The following is a 22,678-nucleotide window of genomic DNA, read 5'->3' as shown; positions in this document are numbered from 1 at the left end:
GGCGGGACCACCCGTCCCGACGAGCGGTTATTTGAAGGCTTCAGCCCCACGTACATAAGTACATTTGGGCGATTTGCTTACGGATTCGCTGACAACCTGACCGTCCAGTTTTCTAATGAGGATACTCTTAAGCATCAGATAACTGACGGATGGGCACTCCTTGATCAGGCCGGAAGCGGCTTCCACCCTTTCAAGACCGTATTTTCTCTCCAACGACAATACTCCCTCGCAAGAGCGGTACTTACATTGAGGAAAGCGGTCCGCATCAAGGATCCGGCCAACAACGATTCCGGTTGCTTCTCCTATCAGACGGGCCTTGTCCAGGTAAAATGCCGCATTTCTCTCACGAAGCCTTTTATAAGCCTGATGTTTTTCCGGCATGTGGGTTTCTTCTGTTGTATAGGCATTGGGAACGAAGGACCGGCGGTGTATCGCAACCCTTTCTTCACGGGCATACACGGAGACTGTCTCGTAGTCCCAGACGACATTGACCTCTTCTCCTACATATTGGTAAGGCACACTGTAAAAATGATGTTCCGAGCCGACTATGACGTGATAATTGCTACCGAGCCTGACTTGTTTCCGATAGGTAAACCGGAACGGGGTTGGAGGTAATGGTTGCAGACAATGCATTTCCATACTTTCAAAGACTTCCCTGCGGCTTTCACGATTGCCTCTTTTCTTACTGTTATATTCATCCATCAGACCGAAGATACGGTTATTCAGCTCATTAAGAGTATGGAACTCCTCATTGCGGATGACTCCGTAGATTGCATGGTATGACTGGTTCACCAGACTCTCCACACAACCTTTGTCGCGTGGATGTGCCACACGTGTGGCCAGTAATTCCGTATTATAATAAGTGCTCCATTCAAGTGCGGCCTCATTAAAGGTCGGCTCGTAACGGTCAGTACGTTTAACCCACTGTTTCATGTTGTCACTCCGGTTGGTGACCGGAACACCACCCAGATAGTCATAGCACCGGGACAGTCCCCAAAAGAAGTGTTCCAAAGAGGCTGTAGGCAAGGCTATGACATAACTTAAGCCACTGAAGGGAAGCACACAGCATAATACGACAACCGCTATATGTTCCTTGGTCTTGGGACGTGTCAGATACAAATGGTCTCCTGCAAAGTCTATCTGCATCTCCTCACCGGGGATATAGACATTATGGTAGGAGTAATTATGGCTTTTCTGGTAACTACGGACATACTTTTTAAATTGAGTGTATCCATAACCGTCAGGATGCGCCTGCATGTATTCCTGATGCAACTGTAAAACTGATAAATGTCGTGAGCGTTGCAGCTCCTCACAAGCCACGGGAAGGTAATCCTGAAGTTCCCTTGCCTTCCTTTCGTCCTCATCGGAAGAACTCCGGGGAGTTTTCAAGAGAGCTGACAGTGCGGCATCACTAAGCTCACTCAAGGTCTTATAATCCTTGCCGGTAGCCAATGCACGCTTCACATAAGTACTTAATACATTGCGGCCCATATGAAGGAGTCCGCAAACATCTCGTTGACTGTTGCCTGATGCCAGTAATTGAAGCATCCGTTTTAATTTGGTCATACTAATTGGGGTATTTGCCATAATTCTGTTATAAAAAATTGAATAACAAAATTATGGATATTAACATTCCCCTATGTAAGAACTATTATGACTTTTACCTGTGGTATCAGTTGAACGCTAAAAATGGTACCGATTCAGCGCTAACTGTGGTACTGATTCACGGATAATTTTGGTACTGATTGAGTGATAGAGATGGTACTGTTTGAGTGATAAAAGTGGTACCGATTCGCCGATATTATCACTATACAGACAGTCGCATTTGTGCATGAGATCCTTTATCAGTAATTCCTTATCGGTTGGCATAATCGTTTAAATATGATGCTAAGATACTAAAAAACAGCCGGAATACGGCATTGTATATGTTATAATTTGTTACAACTATAACCCATGGAAACCACTTCTTTTATAACGCCTGACCTTGCTGCCATCCATTCCTTGAATCATCATCACAAGGTCATTCCAGAAGGTTTCAATCGCTTTAATCCGACCTTCCTCCGTATTTATGACCGGCAGATGGAAGTGCCCCTGTTCCAGCCTCATATGGTATATCACCAGACCACCATATTCCATATGGAGGATTTTCATACAGGTGCAATTCGCATTGATAAAAATGAAAGCGTCACCGTCCCGTACATTCTTTCCCATCTGGTTGGTCACGATGCCGCTAAGCGTATAAAAACTCTTACGCATGTCTGTCGGATACGGGTAAAGATAATATCTGTTGGATTCATTCAAAGAAAACATAGGCTAACGGTTTGAATTCAAAAATATCAGGGTTTGCAATACCTCCGGTGACAAAGGGCTGTTCAAGCGGACTGTGACGCCATTGGGATAGGAGATCTCACATAGCGGCTGGGGAATTGGTGACGGGCTGACCGGAGGTGCAGACAGCAGGGATTTTTCCTTATGGGGAAGACTGACCTGTCCCTTACTGTTTACCTTGACCGGGATAAAGCCGCCTTTGCGCAACAGCTTGGAACGCCACTCGTAGAAACGTTTGGGACGAATACATTCATTCGAACAAAAATCCATAACTGACAGTCCGCTCGACTTGAAACGGGAGTAAATAGATTCAAAATCTTCCATGGTCCATTGATGTGACATAACGATTGAGCTTTTTTACTTTGGCTACAAAAGTAACATCACATTGTTAGAATGAAAGGGGGAGTTTATCGAATGCTTACAAAGGAAACAACAAACAAGAAATTTGGGCGGAATTTTATCGTTGCGGTATGGAGCGTCAGCGAGATATGGACGATTGAAAATCGGGAAAGCTACCGGAAAATTGCGTTCAAATAGCGTCAGCGGTACTTGGATGTGTTTCCCGGGCAATACCTTTGCACGGGAAAAAGCATATCCCGGCGGGTAGGGAGCCACCGGCGAAACTGTCGCGGTATAAAGGGAAGTCCATGCGGTATAAGGGGGAAACGGATAAAAAAGGGAGGTGCTGCCTGCGGCAGGTGTTAGAAGAGGATGCCGCCCTGCGGCGGGCGCGTATGAGCGTGAAAAAAACGGCAGGACGGATTTCTCCGTCCCACCTTTGAATCTGGGTCACGCTGCAACCTCTTCCGTCTGAAGTTCCGCCTCGGGCTGCGGCTGTTCTTCGGGTTGCATTTCGGTTTCGGGCTGTGCTTCCTCCGCTTCTACGGCTTCCTGCCTTGCCTGTTCCTGCACGAGCAGGACGGCTTTCTTTTCCTCGATGCGTTGGTGGCGTTTCTCGTACACCTCATTGTGCCCGTTCTTGATTTCCGCCAGTTCTTCGGGCATGTGCTTCTGTGCGAAGTCGAGCAAGAGGCTTGCAACGGCGTTGCCACCGAATGCGTTCTTGAAATTGGCAATCAGAAAATCCCTGCGGATAACGGCTTTCTGCTTGGCGGTGAGGTTGGCGATGATGTCCATCTTTTCCTCGTCCGTGAGGTAGTGATAAGGTTCTTTTTCCTCAAGACCTACCTCTGCATAGTGTTCCCTGCGGAGGGAAGCGAGCAGGAAGAAATAAATCATCTTGTCCTCGTCCTGCCCGAACTTGCGTTCTGACATATCCACCTCCAAAATCTGCTTCTTGGTGTCCTCCACGGTCTTTTCAAGGGCAATCTCCTTGTTGCGCTTGTCCTGCTTCTCCAGTTTCTCCACGGGAGAGAGCGGTTTCTCCACCGTCCCGTCCGTTCCGTTCGCGTTGGATGCGGCATTCTTCAAATAGCACAGCACGACCTCTTTCTGCTCGATACGGATATAGAGCGTTATCTCTCCTGCTTCCGCCTGCCCGTGGATAGCCTTGCACTGCTCCATGTAGTCGCTGAAGTCCTGTTCGTACTCCTTGTATGCTTCCTCGTATTCCTCGCTTGTGCCGTATTCCTCCTTTTCGGGGGCTTCGGGTGTTTTGGGGTATGCGGTGGCGTAGGTTTTGAGGCATTCGACCTCGTAGCCCATGGCGGTAAGGCATTCCACTACCGTCTCGTTGTAGTTGTACTCTTGGTGGCACAGCGACACGGCGGGATATTGCTCCACGAACTGCACGGCTTTCTCGGTGAGATACGCTGCGTTCATTTCGGCAAGGCAGGTGCGATTGGCACAGTTTCCGCAACCGCCCTCGCAGAACAACATCATGTTGTTGGTGTTGTGGGGGCATGACAGGCAGAGGGTCTTGTCGAACGAATAACGTGCAAGGTCGGCTGTGTACTGCTGTTCGATTTTCTTCGCCACCTCGGATGCTTTCATTCCTCGCCAACTATTGTATTGCACACCCTCTTTGAGGTGTGTCTCGTACACCTCACGCTGAATGTCCTCGCCGTAACGGCATATTTCGCTCGCCACGCTGATAGTGATTTCGTCCTGCTCCAAAAGCTGTGCAATCTCGGGTATCAAGGAAACGAACTTCAAGCGTGTACGGATATAACTTTCATTCTTGCCGAACTGCACGGCTAACGACTGCACATCGTGGCGACCGCTCTCCAACAACCGTTGGTAGGCGTTGGCTTCCTCTATCGGGGTAACGTCCTTGCGCTGCAGGTTCTCCGTTACCGCCATTTCTTCGGCTTGCTCGTCCGAAATTTCCATAACGATAGCAGGAATTTCCTCCAACCCTGCCATGAGGGAGGCTCGGAACCTGCGTTCTCCGAACACAATCTCAAAGCGGTTCTCTTCCGTGGGTCGCACCCCGATAGGCTGCAACACTCCCTGCTGACGAATGCTCTCGGCAAGTTCGGCAAGGCTTTCCCCGTCAAAGTTCTTGCGTGGGTTGTAACTGCTCGGCTGTACGTTTGCCAATGCTACCATAGTGATGTTCTTCTCTACTGACTGAATGCTCTTTGTTTCCATAATTCATTTAATTTTAACGGTTTATAATTGAGTTATTTGTTTTCTTGGTTCTGTCGCCCGTTGTCGGCGGTATCAAACTCGTACTCCTGCGGATTGTCGTACCCGTCGAACACCACCCGAAAGGTCTCGAAGTCTTTTTTGCCTGCCAGTCTGACGGTATCTTTTGCTCCGATGTAGTAAGGCTCGTTCATTACCCGAAAGGGTGCGCCACGCAGTACGCTATCAACCAACGTGCAAACTTTGTCGGGTTGTTCGGGCATGATATAGCCCAATGCGTATTCGTTGAAAACCACCAATTTAATTTTGTCCATATCTCTGTCATTTTGAGTTGTTTTTTCTTTTCCCTTTATTCGGTTCTTTCCTGCCTGAACCGCTTTGGGATTTTACTGATGCGGTATCCGGCTGTCGGGACAGCTTCATACGACGGCTTTTCTTGCCAAATTACTCTTACGCAGTAAGGAAGAATTTTGCAAGAAATGCACTTCAAGACGGCGTATCAAGCGCGACAGCCTACCTTTGCATCTTGTAAAACCCAACCGGCGAAGGCAGCGGACGAATCCGGAAAAGCGTCAAAGCATATAGAAAAGGAAGGATGGCCGGCAGGCAGAGGGTATAAGGGAGGAAGCCTATAAAGGGCGGATAACGGCTGTTTATATAGAAAAGGAGGCCCGGCCTTGGCGAAGTACAAGAGAAAAGGGAAAGGTATAAAAGGAAATCACCGGCGGGTGGATTTATAACCGGGCCTTTGCGGGCGACATCACCGCAGGAATAACGTCCCTGCGGCTTGTTTACCTAAACATCTTCTTTGAGGGAGGCGGGCAGTATCTCGCCGAGCCTTATTTCGGGCTGGTTGCAGAATCCCCTGACTATGGTATCTCCGTTTATGCCTTCAAGCCTGGCGAACATCTGTAACGTGTCGAACCCCCTGTCGAACTGCTCCATGCTGACAGCGGGGGCAAAATGGACAATCCCGCGAGGATATTGCCTTGATGTGCCGATCCACCCGCGCAAATAGTCATCAAAGCTGCCTCCCGCCTTTGATTCGTGGAACTCTTGTGCATGGGAGCTGCGGATGCTTTTACCGTATATCTCATCTCCTAAAAGTAAAATACCGGTCTGCGGGTCATACATAAAACGCCGGTTCGTTATCCGGAGAACATCTATGATTTCCCGCCTGACGTTGATAACCATCAGGGATTTTTTAACCTGTCTTCCGGTGCGTCCGACCGTATTGTGATTTTTCTTTTCCATCGCCTTGTCTTTCATGTGAAACCTTTGTTTTTTCCATTGCCGGGCTGTAACGCCACGTGCATAAAAAACGGGGAGCGAGGAGTCCCCCGCTCCCTGTCTTCTTCCGGATAGCCCGCTATGCTCCCGGTCAGAACGGCAGGTCGTCCTTGTCGTCCTGCGGCGCATCGGCAGGGGGGTCGGAAACCCCTTCTGCTGCATCCGTCGCATTACCCGTGTCGGAAGTTGCGCCTTCCCGTTTTCCGGTGTTGATGAACTCCAGCGTGTCTGCCGTAATGGAAAGCTGTATCTGGCAGTTTTCGTCCTTGTCTTTCCACAACGAGGCCGAGAGCGTTCCCTCGATGAGCAGCAACCGTCCTTTTGTCAGGTATTCGGACAGCCGGATGTGGTTCTCCCTCTTGCTCCGTACCCTTACCCAAGTGGTAACGCTGTTTCCGTGTGCATAATCCTCTACGGCAATATCAAAAGCGATGAATGAGCCGTGTGTTCCCGTGATGACCTGGCAGTCTTTGCCGATGCGTCCGATGGTGTGAACGTGTAACATAAATTGAAAATGTTTTGCGGCAAGGTGGTTAGTCCTGCCATTACCTGAACTGTTGTTTTTTTTCTTTCCCTCTGTTCGGCCTGTTTGCGACCGCAGGGATTATTTTTCTGCTTTTGAAGGTGGCCGGGACAAGCGGACAAGGCTGGACGGAAAAATACGCTCGACAGCCGGAGAGGAAGATTTTTACAGGCCACTCGCGGCGGCAGCCGGCATTGGCAGATCGGACCGGGCGGTTTACCTTTGCGGAAAAATGCAATCCCCCACAGGTCGCACAAGACGAATGGTTGGAACGGAAGCTATAAGGGGGAGGTGCGGAAGGTATAAACGGGGATACCGGCAACGGGAATAAAAAGGGAAAGGCAGGCCTATAACCGGGAGAGCCGTCGGCAGACCGAAATCCCAAAAATCCGTACCGGCGGCCAGCCAGTACGGATTCCGGGGTACGAACCGTTTCAGATGTCCGGGATTTCTCCCGTCCTCTGCAGCACACCGTCCCGGTAGAACTTGATAACGCCGGGCTTAAAGCCCATCTCGCCGAGGGCTATATTCCTGATATAGTCCCGGTACTCGTTACCTGAAAAGTTCTTTCCGCAGAGGTTGTTGAAAAACATCGGGATAGAAACCCCGTCCTCGCCGCTCAATACGGTTTTGCCGTCTTGTCTGATTTCGTCTGTCATAACTGTTTTGTTTTAATTGGTTGAACACTGAAAAGCCGTTTTTTCTTTCCCAGCTCTCGCCGGGCTTGCAGGTCAGGTTTCAGCTTTTCAAGGCGGGTAACGGATAAAGCGGAAGCATCCCGGGCCAAACCCGGATAGAAAACCGACCATGCAATAGTCTGTTTTCGTTATCCGAATGAAATGCGGCTTGGCACCGATGCGCTTTATCCAACCTTTGCCGGTGAAAAGAGAAAGCCGGCCTGACGGCGACAAAGGGAGAAATGACGATAAAACAGGAAAAAGCGGTACCGGACAGAGAAAAACATCCCGGAAAATTTGCACCGCGACATGATTTATGTAATTTTGCAGTTGTATTTCAAAATTGCATAAACGAATATGGAAACAAAATATATCCGTAGGGAATTGTCCGCCGTGATAGAAGAGGCGTACCGTTATTTCTCGGTCATAACCGTCACCGGCCCCCGCCAGTCCGGCAAGACAACCCTGATCCGAAACCTGTTCCCGCACCTGCCGTATTACTCCTTGGAGAACCTCGACGTGCGGAGCTTTGCCGAAAACGACCCGGTCGCTTTCCTGAACCAGCACAAGGAGGGCATGATTCTGGACGAAGTACATAACGCCCCGAACCTTTTGTCGTACATACAAGGCATGGTGGACGATGACGCGGACCGCCGGTTTATCCTTTCGGGCAGTTCGCAGTTCGCCATGCTGAAGAAGGTCACGCAGTCTTTGGCGGGGCGTACCGCCGTTTTCGAACTGTTGCCCATGTCCTATTCCGAGATACGGGAGATAGCCGCCGACACGCCGCTCGACCACCTGCTGTTCAACGGGTTCTATCCCGCGATTTATTCGGGGCGCAACGTGCCCAAATTCCTCTATCCGGCGTACATGAAAACCTACCTGGACAAGGACGTGCGCGACTTGCTGCAAATCAAGGACATGATGCAGTTCCACACGTTCATCCGGCTTTGTGCCGGGCGTATCGGCTCGCTGTTCAAGGCTTCCGAGCTGGCGAACGAAATCGGCATCAGCTCCCACACGGTCACGGCGTGGCTGTCCGTGTTGCAGGCATCCTATATCGTGGCCCTGCTGCCCCCGTATTTCGAGAACACGCGCAAACGGCTGACCAAAACGCCCAAGCTCTACTTCACGGACACGGGGCTTGCCTGTCATCTGCTCGGCATCGAATCCCCGGAACAACTTGCCCGGGACAAGATGCGGGGGGCGTTGTTCGAGAATTTCGTCGTGATGGAGGCATTGAAACGGCGGTATAACCTGGGCAAGGAGAGCAACCTTTATTTCTACCGGGACTCGAACCAGAACGAGGTCGATCTGCTGCTGAAAAAAGGTTCGGGATTTTACGGTATCGAAATCAAGTCGGCCATGACTTACCACGCGGATTTTGAAAAGGCGTTGAAACAGATGGACGGCTGGGTCAAAGGCCCCGTGGAGGGCAAGGCGGTGGTCTATGCGGGCACGCTCGAAAACACCGCAGGGGAAATCAGCCTGCTGAATTACGCCCATCTGGACGATGTGTTGGAATGAGTTGTCAGGGTTCGCGGCGCTTGCCGCCTGACGCCGCGTAAAAATCCACAGTCCGCCGCGTAGAATGCGACGATGTATATAAAATGTCAGAATATCAAACGGTTAAAGGATACGCCCTTTCGATAAATGTGAGACAAACGCTTCAATGGCCATAAAACCTGTCATTATATTCCTGATTCTGCTCTGCCTGATCGGCGTGCTGTGGCACATCATCGGCTACTGGCGGCGGAAAGCTAGAGAAGCAGCGTATGTCGCCGCACGGATGGCCGACAACGCCGAGGAGCGCGACCGTTATTGCCGTCTGGCAGTCATGACCGGTCATCGGGACGCCTGCCGTATGTTCTGTTTCTTGCATCCCGACCTGTTCGAGGACCACCTTCCGCTCACGCTGTTCAAGTCGCGGGGCATACGAATGGCTTTTTACGGGCATTATTACCCGTCCCGGTACCACGAGTTGCTCAGCGAAGAACAAAGGGCTTTCTGCCGTTCCTCTACTTGTTCAAGAATGGCGAAACGCACGGCATCGAGTTTTTCAAGGCGTGCATGTCTGCCTTACAGACGGACGAGAAGCCTTACCATATCATGTTAATGCCGTGCAGCAACTGGATAAAATACGGACAGCGGTTCAAACGGCTCGACTGATATATCGGCAAGCACTGCCGGGAACTAACACCGGGGTTGTATGACGTCGATGTGTTCGATGAACGCGAAAGCCTGCATGAGACCAAGGACAGCGAGGAACGCATCCTTGAACGGAATTACTAGGGACATCAAAGGAAAAGAGATCATCATCGTGGACGATGTGCTGACGACCGGGCAGAGCGTGGCCGACTACAAGGAGGAGATAGAACGGTGCGGCGGCAAGGTGGTGGCGGCCATCTTCTACGGAAAGACCGTTACCGTGCCACCGTTGTTCTTCGTAACGCTAATTAACTATTAGGCGGTAGGATGAATACTATGACATGACCATCAGTAACTACCATTGCAACTTCTCTTAAATGTAAAATGAAGTATTAATTTGGATGGATTTTCTGTAGCAAATTATATACCATTTTCTTATAATAGCTATATGCCTTTTGCCCATTAAAGCAAATTTTTCTAATCTTGGGGTGTAACTTCAGATATGTTTCTAAATCATTCAATTGCTCATTCTTAATAGTCCTATCATTATTTCCATCACGTTCACAAGATTCAAGAATATCCCATAAAGAGATTTTATTATCTAACAATAACTGTTTTCTCTTTTCATAAGGAATAGTATAAACTTCTTCAAAAAAAGGCCAATTAGGGTCACAAATTCTAAACATGATATCCCCAAATAAATTATCTTTATTCTGATAATATTGCTGATATTTTAAAGACTCACCTCCAGGTATGGTGCCTAAAATTAAAATCTCACTTTCGCTATTTTCTATAGCTGGCATAGAATATATTTTTTCCATAGTTTATCAATATAGTTGTTCTATTTATCATTCACAAGATACATAAACTGTTTATCAATTTAATTCCGCCAATGGGTATAAGTTAAGTAAAATATACCATTGTCAAATAAAAAGAGGGTGCCCTCATTTTTGGGACACCCTCAATTAAAACAACATAGTCTGATTATATGTTTGTCTAACTATCTCATTCAAACATTTTTATTGAAGACAATTGTACAACACCAGTATGGTATCCCTTTATAGAAACTTTTATATAGCGGGCTGTTACAGGTTTAACAAATTGAATATAGTGGAATTCCTGTGCTGGTAATCCTGATACATTCCCATGGTTAACCCATGCATTCCTATCGGATGAAGTAGAAATAGATATATTTTTGGTAGCATACCAGTATCGGAAGTAGAATTTGTATTGAAATTCTATTCCTTTTAAAATTTGTTCATTCTTCATGTCTACAATGAAACTTCCTGGAATATCATTATAATTATAATAGACATAAGTATTTTTATTATCATCCAAAATATTGGCACCATTCGCACCGGTTTGAAAATCTACAAAATCCGTAACTTCCCAACCTGACCTATCTAAATCTTTGTATGAATCGTCAAATCCTTCAACAGCGTGTTTTATATTTAAAACAGATTTAGATGTACGTAAACTTATGTTACCTTTATTTTCTGAAACTGACAAATTTTCTTCTTCTGAGATGAAAGTTGGCTTCACTTTGAATTCAAAAACACCTGCATCCTCTGTGCTGAGAACGAACTTATCAGACATGGACCATGTAATTTCTTCAGATTCTAACTGCCCTGCAGGAATGGTTATTTCCTCAGGAGAGACAGTTATATCATCCAGATAGGCTTCAGGTATTCCTTCATAATTCAACATACATTTTACATCATGATTGGAAACTTTGTCGAACTTAACTTTAAACTTATAACTAATAGGAGCAGAATCAAGAATCTTATCCCCTTCTACAGTTCGTTCAAAGGTCGCAGAATTATCATTCGCCCCATCAAAGGATGTTACAATAGTGAAAGCTTCTTTCTTAATCACTACTTTCGCTTCATATGCCATTTCTGCAATTTTATATCCGGTCACATTGGCTACCACTCCTAATTCATAGGTCATTTCCGGCAAAGTAGTTGCTGCAAAGCTAAAATCATCATCTTTGAGTCCTACAGTAACAGAAGCTTCGGTTGAACCGGCAGGAATAACAATCTTCGTTGCACTCAGTTCCACTTTATCAGTTGGAATATTCGTACAGATAGGAGTAAAAGTTACTACTGCGTCTTCTGGAGAAGGCTGAATAGCAAAAGTGTAGGTTCTCCTGGTTTCTCCATTCAATTGCAAGGTTCTATCTTGCTGATAAATTGCTTCCAAATTCATATTGGATGAATTACCACTACCTTCTATTGTAAACGAAGGCTGATTGTTTGGAAAATCTTTCAAATTCAGATTTTCATCCTCCTGACATGAAAACATCAGTCCGGAAATCAATAATAATGATATATATTTATTGGATATCAACATAGTATTTCTTTTTTTATTATAAATCATTAGGCCAAACAGAAGGTTCGGTTGCATTCTTTTTATAGAAAAGAGAAGGTTCTTTCAAAGGAGAACCATACAATACTTCAGCTCCCTCCAGACGCTTCCAAATATCAATATAATTATTTGGGAAGGGAGCAAATCCCATAAACCAGCCGTAACCATTGTTCATTAACCATTGAGCTGTACTAGCATTCAAGTCTCCTCCACGGCGTTCATTATATTCAGAAGATACTCCTGAACACTGTTTTAAGGTCATCTGACCCAAAGCTGGAGCTGTTGAGCCATAATTCGCTACAGCAATATCAGTATACTCTTTAGCGTCAACTCCATCTACTTGACTCAAAGAATGCATTTTACCCCAACAGAAAACCGTAACAAGTTTATCAGGCATAGCCCGCTTTGTTTCGAGACAAAGACGTGCTCCTGCTTCATATGAGGGAGAAGTAAATGCGGGGTTGTTTATATCGGGATTTGGGTCAGACCATTCATCATCAAAGTTGACACCATCCAAATCATAAGCATAACAATAGCGAGCTAATTCACGAGCAAAGTCTTTACATCCTTGAGGGGAAAGCTGAGCTACACCAGCCATATCATGATTACCCAATATACCCAAAATTACTTTAATGCCACGCTTACGTAAGGGCTGAATCAGCGTTTCATTGTTGTCCAACAAGTACTGCACATTAGGATTGCACTTAACGTAAGGACGACCGGAAGCTGCGTCATAATTGATATTTGCTGCAAACAATACCACGGCATCCCAAAGGTATTTGCCATTTTCCAATTGGAAAGAAAGCGCATTCAGCGGATTAACATCATTTACTTCAATGAACAAAAAACCTTTTGGTTTGTCTTCCCCTTTGAATACATCCCCTTTCTTACGCATGTCGTTCACGAAATACATGCAGTGACGAGATTCTTCGTTGTTGAATTGGATGTCACTGCCTGCCTCGTTGACAGTCAAAGGTATGGCATAGGTCACATCTTCTTCCAAGGCTTCACCACCAGTCACGGACAAGGAAAGCTCAGCTGTTTTGGAGTCTGGATTGATAGTCATCAATCCTTCATCACCCAAAGTTATCAGTTCTTTAGGAAAAAGCTTGAACGTTGTCTCGTGTTCCTTGTTGTAGGCTTCCAGGTAAGCGGCATCCACTTCGACCTTGACGGAAGAAGACACGGTGGGGGCTTTGGTCAATCCCAAACGCACTGAAGTCTTATAATTTTCGGTAAACAAGTCGATAATATTGGTCACACGATTAGACTTGGCGTCACGCAAATAACCATTCTTGGCATAAATATCTTCATACTGCGACTCATCGAGAGGCTTACCTATCTCTAGAGTGTCTTCACAGGAAGCTGAGAATACTGCCACGACTGCCATCATAGAGGCAAACAATGAATATTTTATTTTTCTGACTTTCATAAATCTTATTTTTTAAGTTCGGGTAGTTCAACATTAATCCAAGTGGGAGTAGTGTTTCCTGTAAGATCATTGCCATTACCGGTATGGTCAATAATCTTGGAACCAGTCCCTTCATTAAATTTCCAATAAGCAATAAGCCCTTCTGAGTGTGGGTCCACCATATACGGATTGGATGCAATTTCTTCGGCCGTGCGGGCAACATTCCAAACTCTCACTTCCGAAATCTCCCCCGGTAACCAACGACCATCTTCATAAGAGTATCCGATATAACAGCTACTAGACAAATTGATAGCTCTAGTTGCAGAATTGTCAGAATAAACTTTTTCGCCATTCTTGTAATAACTGCGTTCACCTGTATCAGCATTATAAACTGTAGCAATATGAACGAACTCATCAACAGGTAGGCCATCTACTACGTTTGCGCCCGGGAAGTTTCCGCCGGGAGCCACACATTGGTATTGGTCTCTTGGGCGGTCTCCATCACCAATACGGACAAGAAACTCCCCTTCTACACCAAAGATTGTACTCAAAGCATTATCACGACCGTCCGTCCAGTCACTGCTGCGTACCAAGGCTTCTACCGTAATAACTCTAAGTGAATTCACTTTACTATAATCTTTCCAATATACCGGAAAATAATTTTCATCAATATTGGCTACTACATTTATCAAAGCAGCACCTTTGAATACAAAGTAAACTGTCTTTTTACTTTCCAATACGGGGATATCAGCATTGACAATGGTTACAGGAAGCACAAAGCGTTTTTCACGGTTCAGTTCGTGTGTTCCTTTGAAATTAATCACTACATCGTTACTATTGACAGCTCCTTTTTCAATGGTCACTGTCTTGTTGGGAATTTCATAGTAATTGACCGGCAGAACTTCGGCATGGTCATCATAGTTCATGTTGTACGAAGCTGTTAATGCCGGAGCAGCATCGAACGTGATGGAGATATCTTGATTAGCCGGACTCGCTAGTCGATAGGACAAGCTACGGGTAGCTTCCTTCACATCTGCCTTAATCAGTAAGTCATCGGTAATGGTGGCCGAAGTAATGTATAATTTATTATCATAGTGATGTTCTTCGTCCACATTTTCAGAGTTACACCCCATAACTAAAAACAGGGTTACCAAACTCAGATAGTTATAATATTTCATAAATTCTTTACTTGTTAGGATTCATTATATTAATTACATTTTTAAGGAAAGAATAGTTGGTCGAATAATAGTCACTTTCCACGTTCATGATTAATAAGCCACGACGCGTGTAAGTAGTGACCGGCTTCCACAACCAACTAGCAGCACCAACAGCTGCCAACACTTTGTTACCACTTTCCACTGTCCCCCAATAACCGATAGTCTTGTTCTTGTCATCAGCCTTTGGCATCTGCACACAAACTATCATATTGTCCAACGGCACAGGATTGGCACCTTCATACTGATGCATGACTTCTTTTCCAGCTTCTTCGGCCAACTGAATCTTAACATCCAAATCTCCTTCACCGGTAGACAGTTCCGTTCGCACAATTATATGGCTGCAGTTCATCAGGAAGCCCATGTTATCCGGAGCAATGTATTGCGCATTGCCATAAAAAACAAGAAATTTGTCTGTATGCCTTGATTTCCAAGTGCTGATAATATCAAAGAAACCCTTTTGGCGAGCGATATATGTACGCAAAGGTTCATCCTTCAAGCTCACCAATGAACGGCCAACGTAATCAACAATAACACCATCATAATTATACTTGTCTACCAATGACAACATCTCTTCAGTTCTCTTAGTAAAGTATTCTTGTCTTTCAGTCTCAGTCAGCTCAGGATTTGCCTCTAGCATCAAATCCCACTCTGCTTCAAACTGGGCATAAGAAAATGTATATCCAATTTTAGTACCTTTTCTACGCACTTCATTCATCTCCTCAAGCAATCCTGCTCCTATTTCGGACGGATTGTTCAAAGAAATATAATCCACGCTGTCGGGCAGGGCTGTCAGGCGTTCACCCTGTTTTACAGGATTGGCCACATTACTGAATGAAACAAACAACACATGGTGATCGCTGGCTTTAAAAGCATTCAAGTCTTTCAAGTAGTCCTCATATAATTGTGGATTCTGTTCCTCCAATGAAGGAGTATGAATATCTAGGCTTTCTACTTCAGTCCAATCTTCACATGAAGAAAGAGAAAATGAAGCCGCCATTCCCAAAGCCAAGCACAACCCACTATTCAATATATTATTTTTCATAAATTTTGCTATATTAAAATACATCATTAATTATTCTTAGCCCACCACAAATCTTTAGCCATGTTATCCTGACCTCCCAAATAAGTGCTCACGGCAAATTGAATATTCTCTATATTATCATTATATTCAGAAGCTGGATAGGGGATGCGACGCGCACCTCTTTCTGAGTCAACCACTCCACCGCTCTTGTTGCCGTCATCCGTAGCGGGCAAGAGGTTCGGGTAACCGGTACGACGGTAATCGGCCCAAGCTTCGTTACCTAGCTGCCAGTTGGCAATCCATTTCTGAATAATGATACGTTCCTGCTTCTCTTCAGGAGTAGCATTTTCATTCCATTTTACAGTTAGCTTGGTTAACTCATCAGCGTATGAATTAAGTCCTTTGTTCGGGTCAGTATAAGAGATGCTGTTTTTAGTATCTTTGTTCATATACTGGTCTGCACCATCTACTCCCCATTGTTCGAAAGACAAACGGATGCCCTGCTCGTAAAAATCTTTGGCCTCGCCACCTGTATTGAATCCATAAATGGCTTTAGCTTCTGCACGGAGAAATGCGACTTCGGCAGCATTCATCCAGTAGAGAGGATCTGTAGGCTTCAGATTCACGCCGGAATATTTATGTCCTACTGTATTCAAGTCAGGAATCGAAATGCCTCTGCGCATACCTACATATTCATAACCATCCCATTCAGATTTCACAAAATATTTCTCACGACGGGGATCATTGTAACCATTCATGTAGCAAATAATATCAGCTGCAGCATGAGTATCACCACCTGTAAGACATTCTTTTTTGTCATCATTGTGAGAAAGAACATGGTTGTACTGGGTAGCCGTGTAAATTGGATTAGTTACTGAGCCGGCAAAATACCTCCATGCGGCATTATCAGCGTTCTGTTCAATAACACCTCCGTATTGAGGATCCAATGCTTCTTCCACCATCTTTCGTGCAGTAGTAGGGTCAGCATTCACAATGCGCATGGCCAAACGTAATTTCAAAGAGTTGGCAAAACGAATCCATTTCTTTACATCTCCACTGTAAATATAGTCAGCAGATGCTGTCAGACGGTCATTCGACTGTTCGTTCATGATTTTGATAGAAGCATTCAGCTCTTCAAAAAATTTGGCATACACCTGTTGTTCGGAATCATACGGTGACTTAATAGAACCGTCAACACCAATTTGGGAATACGGAATCGGTCCGTAAGCATCGGTTACCCGATGCATAGCCGCCACCTTGATTACTTGAGCAATGGCCAGTGGAAGCGGATTATTGGTATTCTGAGATACAATTTCCACCACATTAAGGTTGGAGAATAATACAGGTAATACACGGTCGCTCTTCAAAAAGACACGTGTCCAGTCATCTGTCGGGTTATAGTTGGAAATAGTAGCTTTCCAGGTGGATTGTGAATCTGCAAAATAACCTCCCAAAGGACCGCCCAACAAACAGTCTGTAAACTGGGCCGTATTGACGTCTGGAGAAACTACACAACCGGCCAAGTTGTTCATGGCTGACCCCAATGCATAGTCATCTTCCGACAAATCGCCCGGCTGATAGGGATTTGAGTTGATCTCCTCAAACTTGCCTGTACATGATGAAGCTGTTACGGCAATCAGAGAACTTATGATAATTGTACTTAATATATGTTTCATACCTATTAAAATTTAAAATTCAAGCTAAAACCGACATTGCGTAAAGAAGGAATCATAAAGTTGTCCACACCCTGATAAAAGTTGCTGGTGGAAGCCACAGCTTCGGGATCAAACGGTGCCTTATTATAAATCATCCACAAATTACGTCCAACCAATGAAACTTTGATGTCGCATACATTGCCCAACCATTTGCGAGGAATGCTGTATCCAATAGATGCCTCTTGTAAACGGACATTGGTCGCGGAATAAGTGTAATATTGCGGAACCGCCTTGCTACCTACCGTGCTAAACCAAGCCTCCGGATCTACGCGATCGTTGCCATTGACTGTTACATACCCCAAGTCACGAGCATCAGCACTGAACTCAGATACACCGAAGTTATCAAGTACTGCTTGCGTGCGTGAGAATACAACACCGCCAAAACGGGCAGAAACCATAAATCCTACATGAATATTTTTCCAACTGAAGTCGTTGCGCCACGCCAGGTTGCCTTTGGGAAGTACACTGCCCAATTTTATATATTGATTGGGATCTTGAATGGACTGGGTATAGATTTTGTTATTTTCATCAATATAAATGGCTCCGTTAGCATCACGTTGCAAATCCATGCGTGAATATACATCCCCCATGCTGCCGCCTTCACGCAAGATGAAACGCATATCACCATATCCTCCCATATCCAAAGACGGGATGGAAAAAAGTTCTCCGGTTACAGGATTGATTGCATTATCGGCCAAGGTTTCAATCTTATTCTTGTTCATAGAATAAGTAAGACCACTGCTCCATGTGAAGTCACTCCAAGTGTTTTTAAAGTTTAAAGCCAATTCCACACCCTGATTACGTACAGCACCGGTTTGGATATACATCTTAGAATATTTGCTTACCGGAAGATTCGGGTTGAATGTTTGGTTTTCAGTCTTGGCATTGTAGTAGGTGGCATCCAGTTCAAAGTATTTCAAGAATCGTAGATTCATACCTATTTCAAATGAGTTGGTACGTTCCGGCTTCAGTGAGTAGACCGGATATTGTGTCAATACGCTCCATTGTCCGGAAGATGAGTTCCATTCAAAACGAGGATTAGACAGATAACGCTGGAAAGCAGACCCTACAGACGCAAACGAACCGCGTACTTTCCAGAAGGAAAGATAATCCTTATTCAGATTAGGAAACAGTTCCGACAACACGGCAGATACACCCACTGAAGGATAAAAAAAACACTTGGAAGTGGAATTAGGACCAGCCAACTGGGAAGCCCAGTCATTACGGCCTGTCAAAGTGAGATAATAAGTGCTTTTATATCCCAATTCAGCAGAAGCATACACTGACTGCGTTTGTTCTCTCCAGCCTTCCTGCATCCGTTTGGCTTTGTTGCTCAAGTTCTGGATAGCAAAATAGTTGGTTAATCCCACTTGTTCATCTGGATATGCATCTGTACCATCAGCTATACCACCACGTACACTCATAGCATCGGAACGGATATCATTGAAAGAACCACCGATGTTGGCACTTAACGTAAGTTCCTCACCGAAAGTCTTGTTGATGCTTACGAGAAAGTCGGCATAGAGTTGTTTGTCCTGCATCTTTGTAATACCATACAAACCGCGACTTGAATTTTCTGTCAGCTGGGTATTTGTGGACGCATAGAATTTTTCCGTGAAATCATTGTTTGAGTTATCCAGACGAACACGACCGGAAACAGTCAACCAGTCTAATAGTTTATAGCTTAAGTTTGCACTCAGCATATAACGGTCTTTTTTGTTTTCGCGGAGGTTACGGTAGTTGATCCAGTAGGGGTTCTGCATCGTCATACCGGCATCACCCACTGTCCAGTTTTGAACATAGATTTTACGAGCCGGATCGTATACTTCATAGAGTTCCGCGTCCGCCCATTCGTTTCCGCGTGGATACAAGTAAGCACCTACCAACGGATTGTTGTATTCACCCTGGTTCACTACGTTACGGTCATTTTGCAGGATATAATTGGCCGCAATATCCAACGTCATCTTATCATTTAGAAAAGAAGTTGTATTACGTACATTGAAGTTGTAACGTGCATATTTATTATTGGGAATGTATCCCTTGGAGTTGATGGCAGCGGCTGAAGCGTAGGTCTGGTTCTTTTCCGTACCTGTAGAGAGTGAAACGCTTTCCGTATTGACAATGCCTGTTTGAAAGTAATCATCTTTAGGGTTATAACCGTAATAGTTAGACACACTCAATTTGTCTCCCCAGCTCTGAGAAGAACCGTCCACCCATTTGCCGCCTGTACCGGTACCATAGCGTGTCTGGAAACGGGGAAGTATAAAAGGTTGGTTAAATTCCATGCTTGTATTGACTGAAATGCTCACCTTTCCTTCCTTACCTTTTTTAGTGGTAATGATCACAGCTCCGTTGGCCGCTTCCGAACCATACAATGCAGCAGCGGCGGCACCTGTCAATACAGACATCGATTCGATATCTTCTGGGTTAATGTCTGCAATCGGGTCAGTAGTACCACGGGAATCAAATTCAGATTCCGATTCACGTGCATTGCGTCCGGAGAACATAGGAACACCATCAATAACATAGAGTGCATTGGAAGACTGCATTATAGATTTCGTACCGCGCATCACCACTTTTGAAATACCGCCTACTCCAGATGAAGATGCATTGATATTTACACCCGCCACTTTACCAGCCAATGCATTCACAAAGTTGGCATCCTTGTTTTGAGTAATGTCATCGTTCTTGATTTCCTGCACATTGTAACTCAGTGCCTTTGTTGCACGTTTGATTCCTAAAGCAGTAACAACCACTTCTTCAATTTGCTGTGCATCACTCGACAACTTCACATTTAAAGGGGTATTGTCCACAACGGCAATTTCTTGAGTAGTATACCCGATATAGGAAATCTGGAGTACCGGATTAGCTTCAGTCGTTACCAGCGTAAAGTTACCGTCCATATCTGTAATGGCACCAACATTTGTACCTTTCACCAATACGTTAACACCGATCAACGGTCCCATATCATCTGATACCCGACCTGTAATTTTACGCTCTTTTCCTTGTTGGTTTCCATTTTTAGGTGTCTGCTTATTTTCCGACAAATACACTACTCCTCCTTTAATTTTGAAGGAAACATTTTTTCCATTTAGCACAGTGTTTAATACCTGTTCTATGGAAGCATTGGATAATTGTACATTTTCTACGGCCAAGGATGCTAGCTTGTCATCGTAGAAAAAATTGTAACTGGACTGAGATTTGATTTGTTCAATAACCTTTCCCAAAGTTGTTCGGGAAGTGTTCAAATTCAGTTGGGCTAGCGAGCACTGAACAGAAAATGTCATGAACAACATCAATGAAGCCCGCAATAACCATGGGGCATGGAAAACATGACTGTGTTTCATAAACAAAATTTAAAATTAAACATAAATAGACTTCATCCCATAATTCATTTTTATAGAACGATATTATTAATACAATTCATACAAAAAATATACTTACTCAAAAGAATACTTTTTTTTCATAAAAATGAAATTAAAAAAACTGTAAATAAAAACAATTACCACAGTTTTTATTTACTAGTTTTTGTAGGTTATCCTTTTCTAAATCTAACTAAATCTAAAACTTTGCGGACAGATAAACTCTATTGTCTTCTATTCTATACTTGATTGGTACGGCATTGCTTACTGAATTTAATACATCTTCTACTTTTTCCGATTTCATTAATGTGCCGGAATAGGTGCTTTTTGTATTCAAATCAGAAGAAAGCACAATGCTCACATCGTAATATTTTTCTAATGTTCGGGCAATGGTGAAAATGTCCGCACTTTCAAACGCAAAGGAATTATTGTGCCAATGTTCGATACCTGTATCAATCTGGCGGACCATCAATCGGTGGCTGACTCCATCCAGTTCGGCTTCTTGCCGGGGTGTCAATACAATCATACCTTCATTATGGTTTCCCTTCACTTCAATTTCGCCTTGTACTAAAGTGGCTATTGCTGAACGGTTGGCCTGATCGGTCTTCAAGTTAAAAATTGTGCCCAACACTCTGACCTGCATTGACTCACTATGTACGACAAACGGTTTAGAAGAATTCTTTTTTACTTCAAAATATCCTTCACCTTCCAGATGAACTTCCCTGTTATTCTCATCAAATTCTTTGGGATACCGGAAAATAGAATTCTTATTTAGCCATACCTTAGTTCCGTCCGGCAATGTTAGTTGCTCTACCTCATCACGTGTATTTACAGTCAACAAAGATTCTTTCTCTGTATTATATTTCAGAAAAGTAAGGTAAATTGTTCCACTCAACAGAATGATCCCGATAAATGTTGCTGCATATCGCATCCAACTGCTCAAAATCCAACTCTCGGATTTGCGTTTCCGCCCATTCTTCAAACGTTTGAACAGCATCTGTTCCGCCCTATCTACATCCGTAGCTCTTGTGCTGAACCCCGTTTTGCCTAACTGGTATAATTCTTCTATTGTGAATAATTCGAATGCATGCTCGTTTGACTCGTCCATCCATCTTTTTATTTCACAAAGCTCATTTTCAGTGCATTCATCCATCAGAAATTTTGCCAAAAGCTTTTCGTTTATCATACGTCTATCCTTGTTTATCTATAAAACAATTCTTTCGAAAAAATCACTTATTTTATAAGGTGAAAATATAGCTAATAAAACATAAAGATTGTCTAACTTGTTACGCAAGATTTTCAAAGCTTTATACACATGTGCTTCCACTGTTCGTTGGGAACACCCTATCATTTCAGCTATAGTCTTATTTTTCATTTCTTGCAAATAGCTTAACTTGAATATCAATTTACATTTATCCGGCAGTTCATTGATAGCTGCTACTATTTCATTTCTTAGTTCCTTATTTTCAATCTTTTTCATTACCTCATCATTATCAGGCTGATAAAAAGCGATTCTCTTCAGATGCAACTCTTGCTGCATGGTTTTATAGTTCTCTCTGACCTCCCTATGCTTTAATACATTTAAAGAGCGCGTATATACAGCCTTATATAAAAAAGCCTGTATCTGTTCGTCGGTAATTTTTGTCTTTTTTCTGTTCCATAATTCCACAAACACATCTTGCACCACATCTTCGGCATCGTCATCACCAACAATACGTTTGGCATAAAAAAGCAGATTAGCATAATACGTACGGAACAGTTTTCTATATTTTATTTCGAAATTATCATCCATCTGAAAATTTATACAAAAAAACAATACTTTGTATTATTGTTATTAAATCGGTTAAATATTAACATATAAGTTTCTTATATCTTAGTGATGAAACATAATTAAACTGTTGATTTTTAGAAGATTTATTATCATTTATTTACTTAAAACATAGCATAAAATTCAGGCTACATTTAACCCGAAGTGTTTTCGGATAAAAACTTCAACTACAAAGGTAAATAAAACTTTTCTAATAAACATTATGAAAATTCTTTTTCTATATCAGCCATACCTGTTGGAG

19 protein-coding genes and 1 pseudogene are annotated in these 22,678 nt (G+C 44.1%); 3 read left to right on the top strand and 17 right to left on the bottom strand.

The annotated features are described in order from the left end of the window. Positions 1–27 precede the first annotated feature (27 nt). The 3 genes from istA to tnpA all read right to left on the bottom strand — a co-directional run bounded on the left by istA (position 28) and on the right by tnpA (position 2,670). Positions 28–1,566, bottom strand: a complete 1,539-nt coding sequence (gene istA, locus BACFIN_RS14945; RefSeq protein ID WP_198134581.1) for an IS21 family transposase — start codon at positions 1,564–1,566, stop codon at positions 28–30. 378 nt (positions 1,567–1,944) lie between these two features. Further along, a complete protein-coding gene (tnpB, locus tag BACFIN_RS14950) occupies positions 1,945–2,310 on the bottom strand; it encodes an IS66 family insertion sequence element accessory protein TnpB (protein ID WP_032839335.1) in 366 nt (121 codons plus the stop codon). Positions 2,311–2,313: 3 nt separating this feature from the next. After that, a complete protein-coding gene (gene tnpA, locus BACFIN_RS14955) occupies positions 2,314–2,670 on the bottom strand; it encodes an IS66 family insertion sequence element accessory protein TnpA (protein WP_004319780.1) in 357 nt (118 codons plus the stop codon). 305 nt (positions 2,671–2,975) lie between these two features. Between tnpA and BACFIN_RS23575 the strand changes: the two genes are divergently transcribed. After that, positions 2,976–3,110 (top strand): hypothetical protein, encoded by a 135-nt coding sequence (locus BACFIN_RS23575; RefSeq protein WP_007750206.1) that lies wholly within the window; start codon positions 2,976–2,978, stop codon positions 3,108–3,110. Positions 3,111–3,117: 7 nt separating this feature from the next. Here BACFIN_RS23575 and BACFIN_RS14960 read toward each other — a convergent pair whose 3' ends face one another. The 5 genes from BACFIN_RS14960 to BACFIN_RS14980 form a co-directional block, all read right to left on the bottom strand. Continuing rightward, the gene (locus BACFIN_RS14960) at positions 3,118–4,881 is read right to left on the bottom strand and encodes a ParB/RepB/Spo0J family partition protein (protein ID WP_007750198.1); all 1,764 of its coding nucleotides are present in this window, start codon (positions 4,879–4,881) and stop codon (positions 3,118–3,120) included. 32 nt (positions 4,882–4,913) lie between these two features. Then, positions 4,914–5,192, bottom strand: coding sequence for a hypothetical protein (locus tag BACFIN_RS14965; protein ID WP_007750194.1), 279 nt, complete (start codon positions 5,190–5,192; stop codon positions 4,914–4,916). Between the two features lie 481 nt (positions 5,193–5,673). Further along, positions 5,674–6,132, bottom strand: coding sequence for a hypothetical protein (locus BACFIN_RS14970; protein ID WP_032839367.1), 459 nt, complete (start codon positions 6,130–6,132; stop codon positions 5,674–5,676). Positions 6,133–6,259: 127 nt separating this feature from the next. Next, a complete protein-coding gene (locus BACFIN_RS14975; protein ID WP_007750186.1) occupies positions 6,260–6,673 on the bottom strand; it encodes a single-stranded DNA-binding protein in 414 nt (137 codons plus the stop codon). Between the two features lie 452 nt (positions 6,674–7,125). Further along, complete coding sequence (locus BACFIN_RS14980) at positions 7,126–7,350, bottom strand: DUF7688 family protein (protein ID WP_007750182.1); 225 nt, start codon at positions 7,348–7,350, stop codon at positions 7,126–7,128. Between the two features lie 375 nt (positions 7,351–7,725). Between BACFIN_RS14980 and BACFIN_RS14985 the strand changes: the two genes are divergently transcribed. After that, the gene (locus tag BACFIN_RS14985) at positions 7,726–8,895 is read left to right on the top strand and encodes an ATP-binding protein (RefSeq protein WP_032839332.1); all 1,170 of its coding nucleotides are present in this window, start codon (positions 7,726–7,728) and stop codon (positions 8,893–8,895) included. A 145-nt stretch (positions 8,896–9,040) separates the two neighbouring features. After that, positions 9,041–9,835 (top strand): annotated as a pseudogene (locus BACFIN_RS20555) (phosphoribosyltransferase family protein). Positions 9,836–9,908: 73 nt separating this feature from the next. On the opposite strand, the gene BACFIN_RS14990 reads toward BACFIN_RS20555, so the two are convergent. The 9 genes from BACFIN_RS14990 to BACFIN_RS15030 form a co-directional block, all read right to left on the bottom strand. Then, positions 9,909–10,337: a DNA-deoxyinosine glycosylase gene (locus BACFIN_RS14990; protein WP_007750169.1), complete on the bottom strand. Its 429-nt coding sequence runs from the start codon at positions 10,335–10,337 to the stop codon at positions 9,909–9,911. A 184-nt stretch (positions 10,338–10,521) separates the two neighbouring features. Continuing rightward, positions 10,522–11,868, bottom strand: coding sequence for a DUF4989 domain-containing protein (locus BACFIN_RS14995; protein ID WP_032839363.1), 1,347 nt, complete (start codon positions 11,866–11,868; stop codon positions 10,522–10,524). Between the two features lie 16 nt (positions 11,869–11,884). Beyond that, positions 11,885–13,315 carry a BT_3987 domain-containing protein gene (locus tag BACFIN_RS15000; protein ID WP_007750157.1) on the bottom strand — a complete coding sequence of 477 codons (1,431 nt, stop codon included), beginning with the start codon at positions 13,313–13,315 and terminating at the stop codon, positions 11,885–11,887. Positions 13,316–13,320: 5 nt separating this feature from the next. Further along, entirely contained in the window at positions 13,321–14,472 is a 1,152-nt protein-coding gene (locus tag BACFIN_RS15005) for a DUF1735 and LamG domain-containing protein (protein WP_007750154.1), read from the bottom strand. Between the two features lie 7 nt (positions 14,473–14,479). Further along, entirely contained in the window at positions 14,480–15,553 is a 1,074-nt protein-coding gene (locus BACFIN_RS15010; RefSeq protein WP_032839362.1) for a glycoside hydrolase family 18, read from the bottom strand. A 26-nt stretch (positions 15,554–15,579) separates the two neighbouring features. Then, positions 15,580–17,208, bottom strand: a complete 1,629-nt coding sequence (locus BACFIN_RS15015) for a SusD/RagB family nutrient-binding outer membrane lipoprotein (RefSeq protein ID WP_007750149.1) — start codon at positions 17,206–17,208, stop codon at positions 15,580–15,582. Positions 17,209–17,213: 5 nt separating this feature from the next. Further along, entirely contained in the window at positions 17,214–20,594 is a 3,381-nt protein-coding gene (locus tag BACFIN_RS15020; RefSeq protein WP_032839330.1) for a TonB-dependent receptor, read from the bottom strand. A 214-nt stretch (positions 20,595–20,808) separates the two neighbouring features. Beyond that, positions 20,809–21,795, bottom strand: coding sequence for a FecR family protein (locus BACFIN_RS15025; protein ID WP_007750143.1), 987 nt, complete (start codon positions 21,793–21,795; stop codon positions 20,809–20,811). 18 nt (positions 21,796–21,813) lie between these two features. After that, on the bottom strand, positions 21,814–22,401 hold the full coding sequence (locus BACFIN_RS15030; RefSeq protein WP_007750141.1) for an RNA polymerase sigma-70 factor: 588 nt from the start codon (positions 22,399–22,401) through the stop codon (positions 21,814–21,816). Positions 22,402–22,678 lie beyond the last annotated feature (277 nt).

The sequence above is a fragment of the Bacteroides finegoldii DSM 17565 genome, assembly GCF_000156195.1.
GTDB classification, from domain to species: Bacteria; Bacteroidota; Bacteroidia; order Bacteroidales; family Bacteroidaceae; genus Bacteroides; species Bacteroides finegoldii.
This window is presented reverse-complemented; position numbering and strand designations above follow the sequence as displayed.

Bases quoted from the DNA above. Each gene is read 5' to 3' on its own strand.
- BACFIN_RS15015 (WP_007750149.1), bottom strand. From the start codon at position 17,208: ATGAAACATATATTAAGTACAATTATCATAAGTTCTCTGATTGCCGTA.
- BACFIN_RS15005 (WP_007750154.1), bottom strand. From the start codon at position 14,472: ATGAAATATTATAACTATCTGAGTTTGGTAACCCTGTTTTTAGTTATG.
- BACFIN_RS14970 (WP_032839367.1), bottom strand. From the start codon at position 6,132: ATGGAAAAGAAAAATCACAATACGGTCGGACGCACCGGAAGACAGGTT.
- BACFIN_RS23575 (WP_007750206.1), top strand. From the start codon at position 2,976: ATGCGGTATAAGGGGGAAACGGATAAAAAAGGGAGGTGCTGCCTGCGG.
- tnpB (WP_032839335.1), bottom strand. From the start codon at position 2,310: ATGTTTTCTTTGAATGAATCCAACAGATATTATCTTTACCCGTATCCG.
- BACFIN_RS14980 (WP_007750182.1), bottom strand. From the start codon at position 7,350: ATGACAGACGAAATCAGACAAGACGGCAAAACCGTATTGAGCGGCGAG.
- BACFIN_RS14995 (WP_032839363.1), bottom strand. From the start codon at position 11,868: ATGTTGATATCCAATAAATATATATCATTATTATTGATTTCCGGACTG.
- BACFIN_RS15000 (WP_007750157.1), bottom strand. From the start codon at position 13,315: ATGAAAGTCAGAAAAATAAAATATTCATTGTTTGCCTCTATGATGGCA.
- BACFIN_RS14985 (WP_032839332.1), top strand. From the start codon at position 7,726: ATGGAAACAAAATATATCCGTAGGGAATTGTCCGCCGTGATAGAAGAG.
- tnpA (WP_004319780.1), bottom strand. From the start codon at position 2,670: ATGTCACATCAATGGACCATGGAAGATTTTGAATCTATTTACTCCCGT.
- BACFIN_RS14965 (WP_007750194.1), bottom strand. From the start codon at position 5,192: ATGGACAAAATTAAATTGGTGGTTTTCAACGAATACGCATTGGGCTAT.
- BACFIN_RS15010 (WP_032839362.1), bottom strand. From the start codon at position 15,553: ATGAAAAATAATATATTGAATAGTGGGTTGTGCTTGGCTTTGGGAATG.
- istA (WP_198134581.1), bottom strand. From the start codon at position 1,566: ATGACCAAATTAAAACGGATGCTTCAATTACTGGCATCAGGCAACAGT.
- BACFIN_RS15025 (WP_007750143.1), bottom strand. From the start codon at position 21,795: ATGATAAACGAAAAGCTTTTGGCAAAATTTCTGATGGATGAATGCACT.
- BACFIN_RS14975 (WP_007750186.1), bottom strand. From the start codon at position 6,673: ATGTTACACGTTCACACCATCGGACGCATCGGCAAAGACTGCCAGGTC.
- BACFIN_RS15020 (WP_032839330.1), bottom strand. From the start codon at position 20,594: ATGAAACACAGTCATGTTTTCCATGCCCCATGGTTATTGCGGGCTTCA.
- BACFIN_RS14960 (WP_007750198.1), bottom strand. From the start codon at position 4,881: ATGGAAACAAAGAGCATTCAGTCAGTAGAGAAGAACATCACTATGGTA.
- BACFIN_RS15030 (WP_007750141.1), bottom strand. From the start codon at position 22,401: ATGGATGATAATTTCGAAATAAAATATAGAAAACTGTTCCGTACGTAT.
- BACFIN_RS14990 (WP_007750169.1), bottom strand. From the start codon at position 10,337: ATGGAAAAAATATATTCTATGCCAGCTATAGAAAATAGCGAAAGTGAG.